The 20,390-nt window shown below is 36.3% G+C and carries 16 protein-coding genes and 1 other annotated feature; of the genes, 13 read left to right on the forward strand and 3 right to left on the reverse strand.

Annotated elements, in window-relative coordinates:
- Nucleotides 1-54: 54 nt before the first annotated feature.
- Nucleotides 55-2,181, forward strand: a complete 2,127-nt coding sequence (locus ACEPXG_RS05045; protein ID WP_391208120.1) for an ATP-dependent Clp protease ATP-binding subunit — start codon at nucleotides 55-57, stop codon at nucleotides 2,179-2,181.
- A gap of 996 nt (nucleotides 2,182-3,177) precedes the next feature.
- Here the strand turns inward: ACEPXG_RS05045 and ACEPXG_RS05050 are convergent.
- On the reverse strand, nucleotides 3,178-3,366 hold the full coding sequence (locus tag ACEPXG_RS05050) for a DUF2929 family protein (protein ID WP_391208122.1): 189 nt from the start codon (nucleotides 3,364-3,366) through the stop codon (nucleotides 3,178-3,180).
- Nucleotides 3,367-3,528: 162 nt separating this feature from the next.
- Between ACEPXG_RS05050 and ACEPXG_RS05055 the strand changes: the two genes are divergently transcribed.
- The 7 genes from ACEPXG_RS05055 to ACEPXG_RS05085 all read left to right on the forward strand — a co-directional run bounded on the left by ACEPXG_RS05055 (nucleotide 3,529) and on the right by ACEPXG_RS05085 (nucleotide 12,031).
- Nucleotides 3,529-4,464, forward strand: coding sequence for a beta-ketoacyl-ACP synthase III (locus ACEPXG_RS05055; protein WP_391208124.1), 936 nt, complete (start codon nucleotides 3,529-3,531; stop codon nucleotides 4,462-4,464).
- A gap of 28 nt (nucleotides 4,465-4,492) precedes the next feature.
- Nucleotides 4,493-5,725, forward strand: a complete 1,233-nt coding sequence (gene fabF / locus ACEPXG_RS05060) for a beta-ketoacyl-ACP synthase II (RefSeq protein WP_391208126.1) — start codon at nucleotides 4,493-4,495, stop codon at nucleotides 5,723-5,725.
- Nucleotides 5,726-6,203: 478 nt separating this feature from the next.
- Nucleotides 6,204-7,259, forward strand: a complete 1,056-nt coding sequence (locus ACEPXG_RS05065) for an ABC transporter ATP-binding protein (protein WP_391208128.1) — start codon at nucleotides 6,204-6,206, stop codon at nucleotides 7,257-7,259.
- Nucleotides 7,256-8,203 carry an ATP-binding cassette domain-containing protein gene (locus ACEPXG_RS05070; RefSeq protein WP_391208130.1) on the forward strand — a complete coding sequence of 316 codons (948 nt, stop codon included), beginning with the start codon at nucleotides 7,256-7,258 and terminating at the stop codon, nucleotides 8,201-8,203. The genes ACEPXG_RS05065 and ACEPXG_RS05070 overlap by 4 nt, the downstream gene beginning before the upstream one ends.
- Before the next feature lies 1 nt (nucleotide 8,204).
- Entirely contained in the window at nucleotides 8,205-9,167 is a 963-nt protein-coding gene (opp4B, locus tag ACEPXG_RS05075; protein ID WP_391208132.1) for an oligopeptide ABC transporter permease, read from the forward strand.
- 32 nt (nucleotides 9,168-9,199) lie between these two features.
- Complete coding sequence (locus ACEPXG_RS05080; RefSeq protein ID WP_391208134.1) at nucleotides 9,200-10,102, forward strand: ABC transporter permease; 903 nt, start codon at nucleotides 9,200-9,202, stop codon at nucleotides 10,100-10,102.
- 75 nt (nucleotides 10,103-10,177) lie between these two features.
- Nucleotides 10,178-12,031, forward strand: a complete 1,854-nt coding sequence (locus ACEPXG_RS05085; protein WP_391208136.1) for an oligopeptide ABC transporter substrate-binding protein — start codon at nucleotides 10,178-10,180, stop codon at nucleotides 12,029-12,031.
- Nucleotides 12,032-12,275: 244 nt separating this feature from the next.
- Here the strand turns inward: ACEPXG_RS05085 and trpS are convergent, their stop codons facing one another.
- Both trpS and ACEPXG_RS05095 read right to left on the reverse strand, forming a co-directional pair.
- On the reverse strand, nucleotides 12,276-13,262 hold the full coding sequence (gene trpS / locus ACEPXG_RS05090; protein WP_391208138.1) for a tryptophan--tRNA ligase: 987 nt from the start codon (nucleotides 13,260-13,262) through the stop codon (nucleotides 12,276-12,278).
- Between the two features lie 45 nt (nucleotides 13,263-13,307).
- Nucleotides 13,308-13,525 (reverse strand) — a binding site (T-box leader).
- A gap of 52 nt (nucleotides 13,526-13,577) precedes the next feature.
- Complete coding sequence (locus ACEPXG_RS05095; RefSeq protein WP_391208139.1) at nucleotides 13,578-13,922, reverse strand: DUF3899 domain-containing protein; 345 nt, start codon at nucleotides 13,920-13,922, stop codon at nucleotides 13,578-13,580.
- A gap of 235 nt (nucleotides 13,923-14,157) precedes the next feature.
- On the opposite strand from ACEPXG_RS05095, the gene ACEPXG_RS05100 reads away from it, so the two are divergent.
- From ACEPXG_RS05100 to ACEPXG_RS05120, 5 genes are all read left to right on the forward strand, one after another.
- On the forward strand, nucleotides 14,158-15,870 hold the full coding sequence (locus tag ACEPXG_RS05100; protein WP_391208141.1) for a peptide ABC transporter substrate-binding protein: 1,713 nt from the start codon (nucleotides 14,158-14,160) through the stop codon (nucleotides 15,868-15,870).
- Nucleotides 15,871-16,071: 201 nt separating this feature from the next.
- Nucleotides 16,072-17,004 carry an oligopeptide ABC transporter permease gene (gene opp3b / locus ACEPXG_RS05105; protein ID WP_391208143.1) on the forward strand — a complete coding sequence of 311 codons (933 nt, stop codon included), beginning with the start codon at nucleotides 16,072-16,074 and terminating at the stop codon, nucleotides 17,002-17,004.
- On the forward strand, nucleotides 17,004-18,023 hold the full coding sequence (gene opp3C / locus ACEPXG_RS05110; RefSeq protein WP_391208145.1) for an oligopeptide ABC transporter permease: 1,020 nt from the start codon (nucleotides 17,004-17,006) through the stop codon (nucleotides 18,021-18,023). The genes opp3b and opp3C overlap by 1 nt, the downstream gene beginning before the upstream one ends.
- A gap of 14 nt (nucleotides 18,024-18,037) precedes the next feature.
- Nucleotides 18,038-19,102: an ABC transporter ATP-binding protein gene (locus ACEPXG_RS05115; RefSeq protein WP_391208147.1), complete on the forward strand. Its 1,065-nt coding sequence runs from the start codon at nucleotides 18,038-18,040 to the stop codon at nucleotides 19,100-19,102.
- Nucleotides 19,102-20,043 (forward strand): ABC transporter ATP-binding protein, encoded by a 942-nt coding sequence (locus ACEPXG_RS05120; protein WP_391208149.1) that lies wholly within the window; start codon nucleotides 19,102-19,104, stop codon nucleotides 20,041-20,043. Before ACEPXG_RS05115 ends, ACEPXG_RS05120 begins: the two co-directional genes overlap by 1 nt.
- The last annotated feature ends 347 nt before the right edge of the window (nucleotides 20,044-20,390 follow it).

Below are 20,390 nucleotides of genomic sequence, written 5' to 3' on the forward strand. Positions count from 1 at the left end.
ATAATAACATTGGTCAAAGAAGGTCAAACTTTATCTAAAAGGAGATGTTTCGTAATGCAAATGAAACAAACAGATGAAAAAAGTCCGTTAGAAACATATGGACGTAATTTAGTTACCGCTGTAAAAGAAGGAAAAATGGATCCTGTCATTGGGCGTGACCAAGAAATACGGGATGTTATTCGTATATTATCTAGAAAAACAAAAAATAATCCCGTATTAATAGGAGAACCAGGTGTTGGTAAAACAGCAATTGTAGAAGGATTAGCGCAAAGGATTGTGCGAAAAGATGTTCCAGAAGGTTTAAAAGAAAAAGAAATTTATGAACTAGACATGAGCTCTTTAATAGCAGGTGCGAAATACCGCGGGGAATTCGAAGAACGATTACAAGCGGTATTAAAGCAAGTGAAAGATAGCGAAGGACAAATTATTTTATTTATAGATGAGATTCATACAATTGTTGGAGCAGGGAAATCAGATGGTGCAATGGACGCAGGGAATATGTTGAAACCAATGTTGGCCCGTGGGGAATTGCATTGTATCGGAGCAACTACATTGGATGAATACCGCATGTATATTGAAAAAGATCCGGCACTGGAAAGAAGGTTCCAACAAGTTCTTGTAAGAGAGCCCTCCGTTGAAGATACGGTTTCCATTTTACGTGGGCTAAAAGAACGCTTTGAATTGCATCACGGTGTTCGTATTCATGACCGAGCAATTGTTGCAGCTGCGGAATTATCTAATCGTTATATTACAGAACGTTTTTTACCAGACAAAGCTATTGATTTAGTGGACGAAGCATGTGCAATGATTCGAACAGAAATTGACTCCATGCCACAAGAGCTTGATGAAGTGACTCGAAAAATGATGCAGCTTCAAATTGAAGAACAAGCATTAATGAAGGAAAAAGACGCAGCCAGTAAAAAAAGATTAGAACAAATACGTCAAGACTTAAAAGAATTAGAGCAATCTACAAGTGAGATGCGCAACAAATGGGAAAAAGAAAAAGAAGCGATTCAAGTTATTCAACAAAAAAGAGAAGAACTTGACCGATATCGTCGAGAATTAGAAGATGCAGAAAATAAGTATGATTTAAATAAAGCTGCCGAGCTTCGCCACGGGAAAATTCCTTCCTTAGAAAAAGAGCTTCAAGTATACGAACAACAAGTCAACGAAGAAACAGAATCACGCTTGTTACGAGAAGAAGTAACTGCGGAAGAAATTGCCTCCATCGTTTCTAGATGGACTGGAATTCCAGTGACAAAATTGGTAGAGGGAGAACGGGAAAAGCTTCTTCGTTTAAAAGAAACTCTTGGGGAACGAGTAGTCGGACAGGATCAAGCAGTGCAATTAGTAACAGAAGCGGTGTGGCGAGCACGAGCTGGTATTAAAGATCCTCGGAAACCTATTGGATCCTTCCTATTTTTAGGGCCAACAGGTGTAGGGAAAACAGAACTTGCCAAGTCGCTTGCAGCAAACTTATTTGATTCGGAAGAGCATTTTATCCGCATTGATATGTCTGAGTATATGGAAAAACATAGTGTGTCTAGACTAGTAGGTGCACCTCCAGGCTATATTGGATATGAAGAAGGTGGCCAACTAACCGAAGCAGTTCGGAGAAACCCTTACGCTGTTGTGTTATTAGATGAAATAGAAAAAGCACACCCAGATGTTGCGAATATATTATTGCAATTAATGGACGATGGGCGCATTACCGATAGCCAAGGCAGAATCGTTCATTTTACAAACACGGTCGTCATATTAACTTCTAATATTGGATCACAATTTCTTGGAAATAGTACAGGGATTATTAGCGAAGAGGAAGAAAGTCTTGTAATGGCATCTTTAAGGGAACATTTTAAACCAGAGCTATTAAATCGATTAGATGATATTATTATGTTCCACTCTTTAACCACTCAACATTTTGAAAAAATTACCGAAAAATATGTCAAACAATTGCAAGATCGTGTTCACGAACAAGAAATAAATTTGCAAGTGGATGCAGCAGTTCTTAAATGGATTGTTTCAGAAGGCACGGACGCTGTATTTGGTGCAAGACCATTAAAACGTTTTATTCAACGACATTTAGAAACAGCAGTAGCGAAACTACTAATCGGAGGAACGATTCTTCCAGGAAGTACAATAGAAGCAACCATTGAAGAAGGCCAATTAGTTATTAAATAGAAAGTATGTTGATTAACCATTTTATTGAACTTTAATAAGTAAAGTCCATTTAAACCATTTGCATTTCCACGTTTTCGGTTTACTTTGGATATTTTAGAAATAATGTGTTATATTGACCGCCGGGATTTTCGCTGCATGGCGGACGCTTTCCGCAGGGTGTGCGATGAGCCTTCACCGTCGCTACGCGCCGTTGTGAAGTCTCATTTTGCTCACTTGATCCTGCTGGAGTCGCCGCCCAGCCGCGAAAATCCATCTAATTTGCTAACTATTCCGCATCACTACTATATTTCGTTCAATATTATGAAGGGGTTTCTAAAATAAAATCCAATAAATGGCTGAACGAGACCAATCAAGTGATGTTCGCAACTAACTTACCTTAGACCGAGACAAAAACTATCGCTAACGAGACCATTTCTCCTTATAATAAAGCCTTAACTTAGAGTGAGATGACACTTATAAAGTGTGCGCTATCATTATTTTGTGCATATGCCTTGTAAGATTACGTAAAACGTATTCTATGTTGTGGATAACGAGTAAAATATTGCACATTATTGATTGCAGCGGCAGTCGGCGACTCCGAAGGGATCAGGGAGACAGATGAGATAGCACAAACGGCGCGCATGCGACGGTGCTGGCTCATCGCTCCCCCCTCGGAAAGCGTCCGACTAAAGCGGAAATCTTAGCGGTCACTATGACGCACTATTCCTAAAAAATAATTTGTTGGTTAACTTAGTTAATTCATATATCTTATTTGGAATAATTAGCTAATCAACAGAGGGTATTAAAAAAGATAGTTACAACAGTCGAGTGCTTTCCTGTAACAAGCGCAAGATAGAACGGTCAAATCGCAAAATGGGTACTCAGAATCGCAAAATAGTGGATAATTCGCAGTCCATACGCTAGGTAATCGATAATTACTTTTAGTTTGCGTTATGGTGAGTATAATTTGCCGATACAAAAAAACAGCTCCCGCATTTTGTTTGCGGGAGCTGTTTTTTAGTGTTGCTCTGATGGAGCTGGTTCGTTCGGAATAATTGCTGTGATGATAATAATCATAATAGCAACAGGAATAGACATAATCAGACCATGTGAAAATACAAAGTCTTGATCTTGAACAGAGCTTACTACGTAATTCAACATAGAAACTAGTATTACAGACCAAATAAGTGTCATAATATATTTCATTTGTTTCACCTCAAGCTATTTTTACTATGTATATCATATCATACCACTTGCTAATTCAAAAGAAAATTTGCAGATTCAAACTATGTTGTTGAAAAATGTTCACTTATTCGTTATTATTGTTACCAGGTACTAATAATAGATTATAAGAAAAGAGGAACTTTTGTGAATGCAGGAATAATTGGTTTAGGAACTTATTCACCAGAGCAGATTTTAACAAATGCAGACCTTGAGAAAAAAGTAGATACATCCGACGAATGGATTCGAACTAGAACTGGTATAGAAGAAAGAAGAATTGCTAGACCTGAACAAGATACATCTCATTTAGCTTTTGAAGCAGCTAAAGAAGCGATAAAAGATGCTGGGATTTCACCAGAACAAATTGGGCTGATACTTGTTGCAACGGTTACACCGGATCGTCCGTTTCCAAGTGTTTCTACAATACTGCAAGATCAACTTGGTGCTAAAAACGCAGCAGCAATGGACATCTCTGCTGCATGTGCAGGTTTTATGTATGGTTTAGTAACTGCAAAACAATTTGTAGAATCAGATACGTATTCTCATGTACTTGTTGTAGGAGTTGAAAAACTCTCTAAAATTACAGATTGGGATGACCGTAATACAGCAGTATTATTTGGAGACGGAGCAGGTGCCGCTGTTGTTAGTAAGGTATCGGAAGGGCGCGGAATTTTATCATTCGAACTTGGTGCTGATGGAAGTGGCGGCAAGCATTTATACCAAGAAGGTCCTTTTCTTAAGATGAATGGCAGAGAAGTTTTTAAGTTTGCAGTTAGACAAATGGGTGAATCAGCAGTTAATGTTATAGAGAAAGCTGGACTTTCAAAAGAAGATATTGATATGCTAATCCCACATCAAGCCAATATTCGTATAATGGATGCATCGAGAGAGCGATTAGGCCTACCTGTCGAAAAAATGTCGAAAACGATCCATAAGTATGGTAATACTTCTTCTGCATCTATTCCACTTTCATTAAAAGAAGAAGTAGTGAATGGGAAAGTAAAAGATGATGACATTATTGTTATGGTCGGATTTGGTGGCGGTTTAACATGGGGTGCCATTACATTAAAATGGGGAAAATAATTGAGGAACATCGGAAGGATGAATATACATGACAAAACGTAGAGTTGTCGTAACAGGAGTCGGTGCTGTTACACCACTAGGAAATGATATAGAAACAACTTGGTCAGGTATTAAAGAAGGAAAATCAGGCGTGGGTATGCTTACACGATTAGATGCAAGTCAGTTTTCAGCAAAAGTTGCAGCGGAAGTAAAAGATTTTGATATTGAGAAGTATATCGAGAAAAAAGACGCCCGCAAAATGGATCGTTTTACTCATTACGCGCTTGCTGCCTCTATCATGGCAGTAGCAGATGCAAATTTAACGATTACAGAAGAGATTGGTCTACGGACTGGAGTGTGGATTGGTTCAGGAATTGGTGGGATGGAGACCTACGAAGCACAGTTCCGTATATTTTTAGAAAAAGGTGCTCGTCGTGTTAGTCCATTTTTTGTTCCGATGATGATTCCAGATATGGCGGCTGGTCAAGTGTCGATTCATTTTGGAGCGAAAGCGATTAATTCATGTAGCGTAACCGCTTGTGCATCAGGAACAAACTCTATTGGGGATGCGTTTAAAGTAATTGAGCGCGGAGATGCGGATGTAATGATTACAGGTGGTGCGGAATCTCCGATTACACATATGTCAGTTGCAGGGTTCTGTTCAAACACCGCACTCACTTTAAATACAGATCCACAAACTGCTTCAAGACCATTTGATGCAAACCGTGATGGATTTGTTATCGGGGAAGGTGCAGGGATAATCATTTTGGAAGAGTATGAACATGCAGTAGCACGTGGTGCGAAAATTTATGCAGAGATTATTGGATATGGCTCAACAGGTGATGCTCATCATATTACTGCTCCAGCACCTGGAGGAGAAGGGGCAGCTCGGGCCATGAAACAAGCAATTGCAGATGCAGGTATTAAACCAGAACAGATTGATTATATTAACGCTCATGGAACAAGCACGCCTTATAATGATCAGTTTGAAACGATGGCTGTTAAGTCTGTTTTTGGGGAACATGCTTTTAAATTAGCAATGAGTTCTACAAAATCTATGACTGGGCACTTACTTGGAGCTGCAGGCGGAGTGGAAGCAATTTTCACAGTATTAGCTTTAAAAGAAGGAATATTGCCTCCAACGATGAATTTAGAAACACCAGATCCAGAATGTGATTTGGACTATGTACCAAATGCCGCTAGAAATGCAGATATTAAATATGCAATGAGCAATTCACTCGGTTTTGGTGGACATAATGCTAGTATTTTATTCAAAAAATAAGAAACAACATAATCAAACAGTATACTGATTTTAATATTAGTAAATAAAGTAAAGTGAAAAAGTATTTTCCATTAAAATTGGAAAATACTTTTTTTATTTTTAAAAATAAACCATTGACACTTCAATGGTTTAAAGGGTTGATTTGCTAAAGTGCGGTCTTGAAAAATTCCAATTCATTGTATTATACTGTCGAAATTGGTGGAATCAATTATCTAGTTAAAATAATTTATTAAATTAGATAATTTAAATGAAAGTATTGATATGACTGGCTTTAAAGAGATTTGCTAAATTTCAAAAAAGAGTAAATTAAGGGAATAATAAAAAAATGTATTGCGATTGTAATGAGATTGTAATAGAATTTACACTTGAGAGGTAAGTTAACAGAAAAATTGAAATTTAGGGTTGTGTATAGAGATAAAAAAGTACCTTACAGAAAATACCATGCATTCGAGCAATTTAACGTCAAGGGAAGAAACGGATGAGAATCGTTGGAAGTCTGATGAAGGAAGGGAGTTTTATTTTAAACATGACAAATGAACTGTTAGAAATTAAAGATTTACACACTGGTTTTCGCATTAAAGATACATATTATGATGCAGTCGATGGCGTATCGATTACATTAAAGAAAAATGAAATTCTTGCAATCGTTGGAGAATCTGGTTGTGGAAAAAGTACACTAGCAACATCTATTATCGGACTTCATGATCATAATAAAACAAGAGTACAAGGTGAGATTAATTACAACGGAGAAAACCTAGCAATCCTTGATGAAGAAAAGTTTAATAAAGTAAGAGGTGAAGAGATTGGAATGATATTCCAAGATCCTTTATCTGCTTTAAATCCACTTATGCGTATAGGTGATCAAATAGAAGAAGGACTAATATACCATACAAAAATGTCTAAAAATGATAGGGAAAAACGTGTCCTAGAATTGTTGACGCAAGTTGGTATTCCTAACCCTAAGAGAACTGCAAAGCAATTTCCACATCAGTTATCTGGTGGTATGAGACAGCGTGTAATTATAGCAATTGCAATTTCTTGTAAGCCTAAGGTCATTGTTGCGGATGAACCGACAACTGCTTTAGACGTTACAATACAAGCTCAAATATTGGATTTGTTAAAAGATCTCCAAGCAGAAACAGGTGCGGGAATCATTTTAATCACCCATGATTTAGGTGTTGTAGCGGAAGTAGCTGACCGGGTTGCTGTTATGTACGCCGGGGAAATTATTGAAGAAGCTTCAGTAGAAGATTTGTTTTCTAATCCAAAGCATCCTTATACACGATCATTATTCAACTCTATACCACAAATGAATAGTGAAAATGAAAAACTTCAAGTAATTCAAGGAATGGTTCCTTCACTGATGAAATTACCAAGAACTGGATGTCGATTTTCGACGAGGATTCCATGGATTCCAGGTATCGCACATGAAGAAAAACCAACACTTCATGAAGTTTCTCCAGGGCATTTAGTTAGATGTACTTGCTGGAAGCACTTTCATTTTGAAAGTGAAGAAGGAGGAAATTCACGATGAGTTTTATGCAAATTAATGATTTACGTGTTCACTATCCAATTCGTGGTGGATTTTTCAATACAGTTATTGATAATGTTCATGCAGTGGATGGGATCAGTTTAGAATTCGAAAAAGGAAAGTCTTATGGTTTAGTTGGGGAATCAGGTTGTGGAAAATCAACTACAGGTAAATCAATTATTGGACTTGAAAAAATAACATCTGGATCCATTATTTATGAAGGGGAAGATGTTACAAATAAACGTCGTAACCCTAATTCTACGTTCAATCGTGATATACAAATGATTTTCCAAGATGCCAATTCCAGTCTTAATCCACGTAAACGCGTGCAAGATATTATTGCAGAGCCAATACGTAATTTTTTGAAGTTAACACCTGATGAAGAAAAACGAAAAATCAATGAGTTATTAGCAATCGTCGGAATGAGTGAAGAGGCGAAAGTAAAATACCCACATGAATTTTCAGGTGGTCAAAAGCAACGAATTGGGATTGCGCGTGCTATTGCCTGTAACCCAAAGTTAATTATTGCAGATGAACCAGTATCAGCGTTAGACCTTTCCGTTCAAGCGCAAGTGTTGAACTTTATGAAAGATATACAAGAGGAATTTGGGTTAAGCTACTTGTTTATCTCGCATGATTTAGGGGTCGTAAAACATATGTGTGAACATGTTTCTATCATGTATAAAGGTAGATTCGTAGAGTCTGGTAATCGAGAAGACATTTATACGAATCCTCAACATATTTATACGAAGCGATTATTATCAGCTATTCCAGATGTAAATCCAATTGGTAGGGATGTTCGAAAAAGAGAACGTATTAAAGTGGAATCTGATTATGTAATTGAGCATAAAAATTATTATGATCCAAACGGAAGAGTATTTGACTTAAAACAATTGACAGATACACATTTTGTAGCGATGAATGCTCACGAAAAGGGGGGCATGTAATATGTGGAAAACAATCGTAAGACGTACGTTAATCATGATTCCTCAGCTACTCGTTCTAAGTTTATTAATTTTCGTTATGGCAAAATTTATGCCAGGAGATCCTTTTACAGGGATGATAACTCCACAAACGGATGCTAACCGCATTGATGAACTACGTGAGTTGGCCGGTTTAAATGATCCATGGTATGAACAATACGCTCACTGGATGATAAATGCGGTACAAGGAGATTTCGGGAAAAGCTACACATATAAGATTAAAGTGTCAACTTTAATCGGTGAACGTGCTTTAAATACTTTTTGGCTATCTTTAGTAAGCGCAGTCTTATTATATTTAATAGCCATTCCACTTGGGATTTTAGCAGGTCGTTATCAAGACACGCTATTAGATAAAGCAATCGTATTGTATAGCTTTGTAGTTTATGCAATTCCGACATTTGTTTTATCCTTAATTTTCTTATTTCTATTCGGATATAAATTACATTGGTTCCCAACGGTCGGTAGCGTAGATATTCAATATGATGCAGGTACTTTTGGATACTTATGGAGTAAACTTTACCATATGTTGTTGCCAGCCATAACTTATGCAATTTTAGCAACTACTGGCGTTATTCAGTATTTACGTTCGGAAATCATTGATTCTAAAAGTCAAGATTATGTGCGAACAGCACGAAGTAAAGGTATTCCGATTAAAAAAGTATATTCTAGACATATTTTAAGAAACTCATTACTACCGATAGCAGCTTTCTTAGGTTTTACAATAACTGGATTATTAGGTGGTTCTATCTTCATTGAAACAATCTTCGGTTATCCAGGGATGGGACAGCTATTTATTTCATCTATTGGATCACGTGATTACAGTGTAATTACAGCACTTGTTATGTTATTTGGCTTCTTAACATTATTAGGTAGTCTACTGTCCGATATTATTATGAGCATTGTTGACCCAAGAATAAGGATAGAATAGGCGAATTATATGTTAAGGAGAGGTGAATAAACATGAGTGCTCAAACGAATAAGAAAGAAAAAGTTGAAATAAATGCTCCAGCTACTGGGCTGCAAGTTATTTTTCGAGAGTTTAAAAAAGATAAGTTGGCAATGTTTTCACTTATTGCACTAGTAATTGTCATTATTGGTGTTTTTATATGGGCAAAGCTTATTGATGAACAAACTTTAATGCGAGTTAGTTTAAGAGATAAATATGCTCCACCTGGCGATAAATTCTTTTTAGGAGCAGACCAAGGAGGGAAAGATATTCTTGGGCAGCTTATAATTGGAGCTAAAAATTCAATTGAAATTGCCATTTTTATTACACTAATTACTGGGATATTCGGTATTGTTGTTGGCTTAATTTGTGGTTATTTCGGTGGATGGATCGATAATATTTTTATGCGAATTATTGATTTTTTCATTACTATACCTTCATTAATGTTAATAATCGTATTCGTTACAATTATTCCAAAATATACAATTACGATGTTCATCCTAATTTTGAGTATATTCCTCTGGACAGGTACTGCACGACTCGTACGTAGTAAAGCATTATCAGAAAGTCGACGAGATTATGTGAACGCATCAAAAACGGTAGGAACAAGCGGATTTGTAATAATTTTCAAAGAAATAATGCCCAATTTAAGTTCTATCTTAATTGTTGAGATGACATTAAACTTTGCCGGAAACGTCGGTATTGAAACAGGGTTATCTTTTCTAGGATTTGGGCTGCCACCAGCAACCCCAAGTTTAGGAACATTAATTAGTTATGCAAATAACCCACTTGTGTTGCAAGAAAAGTGGTGGGTGTGGTTACCAGCATCTATATTTATATTGTTAATGATGTTAGGGATCAATTATGTAGGTCAGGCATTACGCCGTTCGGCAGATGCAAAACAACGTCTTGGATAAAACCAATTCGAATTTGGTATTAAACGTTTACCGTTTGATATAGAAATAATAGAGAATAAAAAGGAGGAAATAGAAATGACTAAAAAGCTTTGGACATTACTTGCGGTACTTTTAGCTTTCATGCTTGTTCTTGGTGCTTGTAACAAGGATAGCGAAGAGCCTGCAAAAGGTACTGACGACGTCAAAAAAGAAGATACTACAAAAGAAGATACTACAAAAGAAGAAGATCCAGCGGAGGAAGTTGCTGATGATTCTTCATTATTCCCAAAAGAAGTTACAAATGATGGGGATGCAATTAGTGGTGGCGTTTTAAAAGTTGCACTTGTAAAAGATGAGCCTTTCAAAGGTATCTTCTCATATGAATTATATGATGATGGATATGATTCAGAAATCATGGCTTATGCTAGTAACTCTCTATTTGAATCAGATGGAGATTTCTTGTTAACAGATAAAGGTATTGCAAGCATGACAGTTGATCAAGACAACAACAAAGTATCGATTAAAATTCGTGATGGTGTAAAATGGTCTGACGGAGAACCACTTACAATCGAAGACTTAATCCAACCTTACTTAATTATCGGTAATAAAGATTATACTGGTGTTCGTTATGATGAAGACTTTGAAAACATCATTGGAGCGACAGAATACCATGATGGTAAATCGGACACAATTTCAGGTCTGAAGAAAGTGGATGACACTACATTAGAAATGTCATTTACTAAATTATCACCTGCAATTTTTAGTGGCGGGGATGGATTATGGGGATATGCAGCACCAAGTCATATCATCAAAGATATTCCTATTGCAGATTTAGTAGAATCGGATGCAGTTCGTAAAAATCCAGTAACTTTAGGTGCATTCAAATACGATAAAATCGTACCAGGAGAATCTGTTCAATTTGTAGCAAACGAAAACTATTGGAAAGGCAAACCAAAATTAGATGGAGTTCTAATTAAGGTTGTTCCATCAAGCTCTGTTTCAGTAGCATTGCAACAAGGGGAATATGATATTGCTACAAGTTTCAGTGCTTCCAAAATGGAAGAAATTAAAGACTTTGATAACATCGATGTTTTAGGACGTCAAGAGCTTTACTATGCGTATCTTGGATTTAAATTAGGTAAATATGATTATGAAAATGGTGTTGTTAAAACAGATCTTGAAGGTTCAAAAATGGGTGATGTGAAATTACGTCAAGCTATGGGTTATGCAATTGATGTAGAGCAAGTAGCAGAAGTTTACTATAATGGATTACGTGAACGTGCTAACTCTTTAATACCACCAGTGTTCGCATCTTTCTATGACTCTTCTTTAGAAGGGTATACATTTGACCCAGAAAAAGCGAAAGCATTATTAGATGAAGCTGGCTATAAAGATGTTGATGGCGATGGAATCCGTGAAGATAAAGATGGAAAACCTTTCGAAATTAAATTCGCTACAATGTCGGGTGACGATGTCGTTGAAGATATTGTTCAATTCTATTTACAAAACTGGAAAGACGTTGGTTTAAATGTAACATTAACTACAGGTCGTACAATTGAGTTCAACAGCTTCTATGACAAAGTAAAAGCTGACGATCCAGAAATCGATATTTTCATGGCTGCATGGGGAACAGGTTCAAACCCATCTCCAGGAGGTCTTTACTCTAAAAATGCTCAATTCAACTTTAGCCGTTTCTCTTCTGATTTCTTAGAGCAAACACTAAAAAATATTGACTCACCGGAAGCATTTGATGCTGATTACCGTGCTGGCCAATTCCGTGCTTGGCAAGAATACATGGCTGAACAAGCTCCTGTTATTCCAACTTTGTACCGTTATGAGTTAGTACCAGTAAACAAACGTGTGAAAAATTACAGCATTGACTACTCTACTCCAACAGAATTACAAGATATTGAATTAGTTTCTGATACTGGAGTTAAATCAACAAAATAATTAATAAAAAACCGTTCCTTGACGAAAGTTTAGGAACGGTTTTTCATATGGTTTAAGAAGGATGTGATACATATTAGACTTTTACTTTTTTTAATCAGTTATGGATTGGCAGTAATTAGTTGTTCTCATTTAGTCTTATATTTAAACTATTTAGCATTAGGACACTCTTGGAACGCTGTAGTTCTGTTTATACTAAGTTCAAATGAATTTGTTTTATTCTGTTTATCTCTTTTTTCTTTATCGGTTATCGTCTTCTTCCGAGGCCCATTGCGGCTTCCATCTTAGACAAGGTTTGTTGAGCAAGCGTATTCGCTTTTTCTGCACCTCGATCTAAAATGTCATCCAACTCTGTAGAATGTAATAATTGTTCGTAACGAGCTTGGATTGGAGCAAAGTGATCATTTATCACTTGCGCAACTGAGGCTTTAAAATCACCGTAACCTTTTCCTTCGTATTTTTGTACAAGCGATTCAATCGAGACATTTGTTAACGCAGCTTCGATCGTTAGTAAATTGGAAACTCCCGGTTTATTTTCAGGATCATAAGCAACAATGCCTTCAGAATCCGTTACAGAGCTTTTAATCTTCTTTTCAATTTCTTTTGGTGTGTCTAAAATACGGATGGTTGCTTTTAAGTTCGGATCGGATTTACTCATCTTCTTTAGAGGATCTTGAAGTGATTTAATTCGTGCTCCGCTTTTCGGAAGTTGGATTTCAGGAATAGTAAGGACTTCCCCGTAGCGTTTATTAAATCTTTCTGCTAAATCGCGCGTTAACTCAACATGTTGTTTTTGGTCGTCTCCTACTGGAACAATGTCGGTTTGGTACAAAAGAATATCAGCAGCCATTAATGGAGGGTACGTTAGTAAGGCAGCCGAAACCGCATCCTTACCGTCTGATTTGTCTTTAAACTGTGTCATTCTTTCTAATTCGCCAATATAAGACATGCATTGCATAATCCAACCTGCTTGCGCATGTGCGGGTACCTCCGACTGAATGAATAACGTAGATTTTTCTGGATCGATACCTACAGCAAGATATAATGCAGCAAGTGAACGGATATATTTACTTAACTCCTTTGGATCTTGTGCTACAGTAATGGCATGTTGGTCGACTATACAAAATACACAATTATAGTCATCTTGTAGTGCTATAAATTGTCTGAAAGCACCAATATAATTCCCGAGCGTGATAGTTCCTGTTGGTTGTACACCTGAAAATATTTTCTTCATCTTTTTTCCTCCTTAAAAAATAAAAAAACATCATACATCCCTATAAAAAGGGACGAATGATGTATAATCCGTGGTACCACCCAGTTTGCTAAAAGAAAATTAGCCACTCTTCTTCGTAACGTGAAGGGGACGGTATATGCTACTTCAAGTTCACATATACTGCTCAAAAGCCCATTCTATTTGAATGTATGATCTGTTTACACCAATCACAGACTCTCTACACATACATATTCAAATATACTTCTCTCCGTCAATGCATTTTGTATTGTTTTGAACATTATAGTATAGAAGAAACTCAAAAATCAAGCTGAAAACTTAACTATAATAAACAAACAAAACAATACACATACAAAGCAAGCTAGATAACCCTAAAGCAATAATTGGCTTACATGGAAAAGAAAAAACTTCGGAAGGCAATCGCATCTTACTCGCTTCTTTTCTCATACGCTTCGGCGTAAAAACCTTTCTAGAACTTTCTGTGAAAAAGTCAAAAAAACCTCCAGCAACAACATACGACATTAAACCGAAGAACGTAATTAGTCCTCCTGCATAGAACGACATATTAGCATACGAAATTAGGTCTATTTTTCCATAAAATAAAAACATTAGTATGAAAATGATGAGTTGTAAGCTTAAAAAATATATAATTTTTGTTTTCATATTTCACCTCTACAAGAATAGATTATAGAAGATAGGCAAAAAATAATCAAAATTTTAGTTAATAATTGTAAAAAGAATTAAAAACCCTTTCCAAAGATTCACAATTGTTAGGACAATGTAATGATTTTGTTATAACATTGTAAAAATTATAGTAAAAAACCTGTACAAGTTATGAGGAAAATGTATAATAAGTATTGTAATGAATTTTTCTGAAAATTTAAAGGGGGTAATTATTTTGAAAAAAAGCAAGTTTTTATGGCTTTTTAGCTTTATGTTAGTTCTTAGTCTTTTCCTTGCTGCATGTGGCAACAAAGAAGAAGGTACTAAAACTACAGATAAAGAAAAAGAAAAAGAAGATCCAAAAACAACAGAAGAGGTAGCGGCGCCTGATGAAGACCAAGTTCTTAATATAATTCAGACTGCAGAAATTCCGACTATGGATACATCTTTAGCAACTGACGCTGTTAGTTTTGAAGTTCTTAACAACGTCGGCGAAGGATTATATCGTTTGAATGAAGAAAACGTTGCAATTCCTGCAATTTCTGATGGTGAACCTACTATTTCAGAAGATGGATTAGTTTACACATTTAAAATTCGTAATGCAAACTGGTCTGATGGCTCTCCTATTACAGCGAATGATTTTGAATATGCTTGGAAACGTGCTATGAACCCAGCTACGGCATCTGAATATGGTCCATACATGATGAATGGTGTTCTTAAAAATGCTACAGCAATTTCTGAAGGAAAAGAAGATTTCAATGAACTTGGTGTAAAAGCTCTTGATGAAAAGACTTTAGAAGTTACACTTGAAAAACCAATTCCTTACTTCTTATCATTAATGTCATTTGGAACATACTATCCGCTTAAAGAAGAGTTTGTTAAAGCGCAAGGTGATAACTACGCGAAAAACTCAGAATCTTTACTTTACAACGGTCCATTTACACTTACTAATTGGGATGGAACTGGTTTAACTTGGAAACTTGTTAAAAATGATCAGTACTGGGATAAAGATACTGTAAAACTTACAGAAGTTAATTATGACGTAATAAAAGAAATTTCTACTGCAGTTAACCTTTATACTCAAGGGGATAAAGATAAAGTTGCTCTTTCAGGGGATTTTGCACTGCAATATGCTGATGATCCAGAAACACAAGTGGAAGCAGATACAGCTGTTTATTGGTTCAAATTTAACCAAGAGCGTCTTGGTAAAAAATCTCCATTAGCAAACATTAACATTCGTGAAGCTATTTCAAAGGCGTTTAACAAAGAGGATTTAACATCGGTAGTATTAGCTAATGGTTCTTTTCCAGCTAATTTCATGATTCCGAAGGATTTCTCATTTGATGCAGATGGTAATGACTTCCGTGATGTGAACGGAGATATGTCTACATTCAATGTAGAAGAAGCACAAGCAGCATGGGAAAAAGGTTTAGCTGAACTAGGATTGAAAGATCTTTCTTTAGAAATTCTTGGTGGAGACTCAGATACTGCTAAAAAAATGGATGAGTATTTAAAAAATCAATTAGAAACTAACTTACCTGGATTAAAAATTTCGCTTAAAGAAGTACCTTTCTCTGTTCGTCTTGATCTTGATACAAATCAAGATTATGATATCCAAGTTGCTGGATGGGGTCCTGATTACCAAGATCCATTCTCATTCTTAAGCTTATGGGAAACTAAAGGCGGAAATAACCAAATGTCCTATTCAAATCCTGAATATGATCAATTATTAAAAGATATTAATGGTTCATTAGCACTTGATCCTGAAAAACGTTGGGAAGCAATGGCTAAAGCAGAAAAAATCATCGTTGAACAAGATCATGCTATTGCACCAATTTATCAACGTGGTAAATTACTTCTTGTAAAACCATATGTAAAAGGTATTATTGCACACCCATTCGGTGGAGACTATAGCTTCAAATGGGCTTATATCGAAGGTAAAAAGTAAGGAAATCTAGTCCTAAAAATCTCATAGGTAGAGAGTATATGGTATCCACTGGGGGCCATATACTCTCTTTTTAAATGAAGCAGAATTTACTAAATATTTTATTTATAATTTTGGTTTTGACAATTACTAAACTTTTCTGTTTAGATATATATATATATTTAAATAGTCTGATAGAACATATTATATTTAGGAGGTGCAAAGATGGCGAAATATATTATTCGACGTGTAATTTATATGTTTATTACGTTTTTCCTGATTGCAACAGCAACATTTTTCTTAATGAAGGCGCTTCCAGGGTCCCCGATTAGCTCAGCTCCAAAACTATCCCCTTCCCAACTTGCGATGGTGGAAGCGAAATACGGATTAGATCAGCCGGTAGCAGTTCAATATGGTAAATACATGCTTAACTTAGCAAAAGGTGATTTAGGTAACTCATTCCAATTCAAGAATGCGAGTGTCACGGATTTAATTGTAAAACGTATGGGACCTTCTTTTCTTATTGGTTCTCAAGGATTAATATTAGGTGTTGCGGTTGGTATTTTGTTAGGGATGATTGCTGCCTTAAGGCAAAATACGATTTGGGATTATGGCAGTACACTTATAGCTATCGTTGGTATCTCTATTCCATCTTTCGTTTTTGCAACAATGCTTCAATATTGGCTTGCAGTAAAATTGGGTTACTTCCCTGTAGCGTTATGGAAAGACGGTTGGATGTCCAGTGTGCTTCCTTCCATAGCATTAGCAATGGGTCCACTCGCTACATCATCTCGTTTTATTCGAACAGAAATGATTGAAGTACTGAGTTCTGATTATATTACACTGGCAAAATCGAAAGGTGCAAGCGGATTTGAAGTGGCATTTAAACATGCTTTCCGTAATGCTCTCATACCCCTTGTAACAGTTTTAGGGCCATTAGCAGCAGGATTAGTTACAGGATCCCTTGTAATTGAACAGATATTTGCAATCCCGGGGATTGGTGAGCAATTCGTTAAATCGATCGTCTCAAATGACTTCTCTATTATCATGGGTACAACTTTGTTCTACTCTGCATTCTTAATTGTTATAATATTCGTAGTAGATATTCTTTACGGAATAATCGATCCACGTATACGTTTGTCAGGAGGTAGTAATTAATGAGTCAAGATATGAAAAATTTACCTGCTGATTCATTTGAAAGAGTTCATATTGATAGTACGCATGCAGAGCGAATTTCTAAACCTAGCCTGAGCTTTTGGCAAGATGCTTGGTTGCGTATTCGTAAAAATAAAGCTGCTATTGTTAGTGTGTTCATCTTGTTCTTTATCATCATCATGGCTTTTGTTGGTCCAATGATTAGTCCACATGATGCTGAAACCCAAACAATTACACATGCTAACTTGCCTCCTAAAGTTCCGGGGCTTGAAAAACTCGGAATATTTGATGGTGTTGGAACATTAGGTGGAAAAGAAGTGGATTTATATAAAATGAAAAAAGTAGATACGTATTATTGGTTTGGTACAGATGGTCTAGGGCGTGATATGTTCTCACGTGTTTGGAAAGGTACGCAAATTTCATTATTCATCGCATTTATGGCTGCTTTAATCGATATGGTTATTGGGGTTGCTTACGGAGGGATATCAGGATTTTACGGTGGCCGTGTGGATGATATTATGCAACGTATAGTTGAAATTCTTTACGGTATCCCAACCTTAGTTATTGTTATCCTGATGATTCTTTTCATGGAGCCAGGACTTACAGCGATAATTATTGCAATTACGATTACTGGATGGATAGGAATGTCACGGGTTGTACGTGGTCAAGTATTAAAATTTAAAAATCAAGAATTTGTTCTGGCGTCTCGAACTTTAGGGGCAAGTAATGGACGAATCATTTCAAAACATATTTTACCTAATATTATTGGGATTATTATTATTAACACGATGTTCACTATACCAAGTGCGATTTTCTTTGAAGCCTTTCTAAGTTTTATTGGATTAGGCCTACAGCCACCAACTGCATCACTAGGTACACTTATTAATGACGGATACAAGCTCATTCAATTCCAACCACATGTTTTATTGTTTCCTTCCATTATTTTAAGTTTACTGATGATTGCATTTAACTTATTAGGTGATGGATTACGCGACGCATTTGATCCTAAGATGAAAGACTAAAGGGGGAAAGCCAAATGGAGAAAATATTAGAAGTTAAAGACCTAGAGCTTTCCTTCCATACTTTTGCAGGCGAAGTTAAAGCTATTCGTGGCGTAAATTTCGACTTATTAAAAGGAGAAACCCTTGCAATTGTTGGAGAGTCTGGTTCTGGTAAGTCCGTTACGACAAAGGCAATAATGCGATTGTTACCTGAACATAGCTCTGAATTTAAAAATGGTCAAATTTTATTTAATGGAAAAGATTTAACAAAATTAACGGATAAAGAAATGCAAAAGATCCGTGGGAAAGACATTTCGATGATTTTCCAAGATCCAATGACATCTTTAAATCCAACCATGACAATCGGCAAGCAAATTATGGAGCCTATTTTAAAGCACCGAAAAGTTAGTAAAGTAGAAGCTCGAAAAGTAGCAGTCGATTTACTACGTTTAGTTGGTATGCCAAAACCGGAAGCACGTATTAAGCAATATCCACATCAATTCTCTGGTGGACAACGTCAGCGTATTGTAATTGCTATTGCGCTTGCATGTAATCCACAAGTTCTTATTGCGGATGAACCAACAACGGCACTTGACGTTACGATACAAGCACAAATTTTAGAGTTAATGAAGGATTTACAGAAGAAAATTGATACGTCGATTATCTTTATTACTCATGACTTAGGTGTTGTAGCAAACGTTGCAGACCGCGTAGCCGTCATGTATGGTGGACGAATTGTGGAAATTGGTACAGTAGATGAAATTTTCTATAATCCGCAGCATCCATATACTTGGGGATTATTAAGTTCAATGCCTTCACTAGATGTGGAGGAAGAAAAGTTGTATGCAATTCCAGGTACTCCTCCAGATTTATTGTATCCACCAAAAGGAGATGCTTTTGCTCTACGTAGTGAATATGCACTTAAAATAGATTTAGAAGAGGCTCCACCATTCTTTAAAGTTAGTGATACTCATTATGCAGCAACTTGGTTATTACATCCGGACGCTCCTCAAGTAGAGCCTCCAGTTTCTGTAATCGAACGAATGAAAAAATTTCCAGGAAGTCGTTATTATGATGGAACGGAAGGAGGTGCTTACTAATGGCTGAAAAATTATTAGAAATTAAAAATTTAAAACAATATTTCAATCAAGGTAAGCCAAATGAAGTTCGCGCCGTTGATGATGTAAGCTTTGATATTTATAGAGGTGAAACATTAGGTATCGTTGGTGAATCAGGTTGTGGTAAATCTACAACAGGTCGTTCAATCATTCGTCTTTACGATGCTACAGATGGCGAAGTAATATATGACGGTGTAAATGTACATGATAAAAAATCTAAAAAAGATTTAAAAATTTTCAATCGCAAAATGCAAATGATTTTCCAAGATCCATATGCTTCTTTGAATCCACGTATGAAAGTACTGGATATCATTGCAGAAGGTCTAGATATTCATGGGCTTGTAAAAAATCCAAAAGAACGAAAAGAACGAGTTGTGGAGTTATTAGAAACAGTTGGTTTAAATCGCGAACATGCGGATCGTTATGCGCATGAATTTTCAGGTGGTCAACGTCAACGTTTAGGTATTGCAAGAGCACTTGCAGTAAATCCTGAGTTTATTATTGCAGATGAGCCAATATCTGCATTGGACGTTTCGATTCAAGCACAGGTTGTAAACTTATTAAAAGAATTACAAAAGGAAAAAGGATTAACGTATTTATTCATTGCGCATGATTTATCCATGGTAAAATATATCTCTGACCGTATTGGTGTTATGTATTTTGGAAAATTGGTAGAGCTTGCACCAGCAGAGGATTTGTACAGTAATCCGCTACATCCTTATACGCAGTCACTACTGTCTGCAATTCCGCTTCCTGATCCAAATTATGAACGTACTCGTGTTCGTAAATCTTACGATCCAGCTGCTCATAACTATCAAACAGGTGAAGAAATAGCAATGCGTGAAGTAACTCCAGGGCATTTTGTTTATTGCTCCGAAAAAGAATTTGAAACGATGAAGGCTATTTCGCTTTCTCGTCCTTAACAAATAGTAAAAAGTAGTCGGTCATTCTTAATTGAATGACCGATTTTTTTTAGAAAAATATATAAATTTTGCGACGAGTAACCGCAGGATTAGATGTTTAGTCCAAAGTACTCGGGGAATAGTGAAGACAAGAAGCACTTAAAGAACACTTCGCTTTTCAATAATAGTGCGCAAAAGAGCCAAAACATTGCGAGTAAGCAAGTAAATGTTGCGAATAACGCCATCTATATTGCGAGAAATCCCCGCAAAGTTGCGCGTAACGATAAAAAAGCGAAAGTGCACTTCCTAAAACTAGAGCTCTTAGTAGAAATGCCCTTTCTTTTAAATGGAATAATTGATAAAATGAA

The organism is Psychrobacillus sp. L4, from assembly GCF_042944905.1.
Lineage (GTDB): Bacteria > Bacillota > Bacilli > Bacillales_A > Planococcaceae > Psychrobacillus.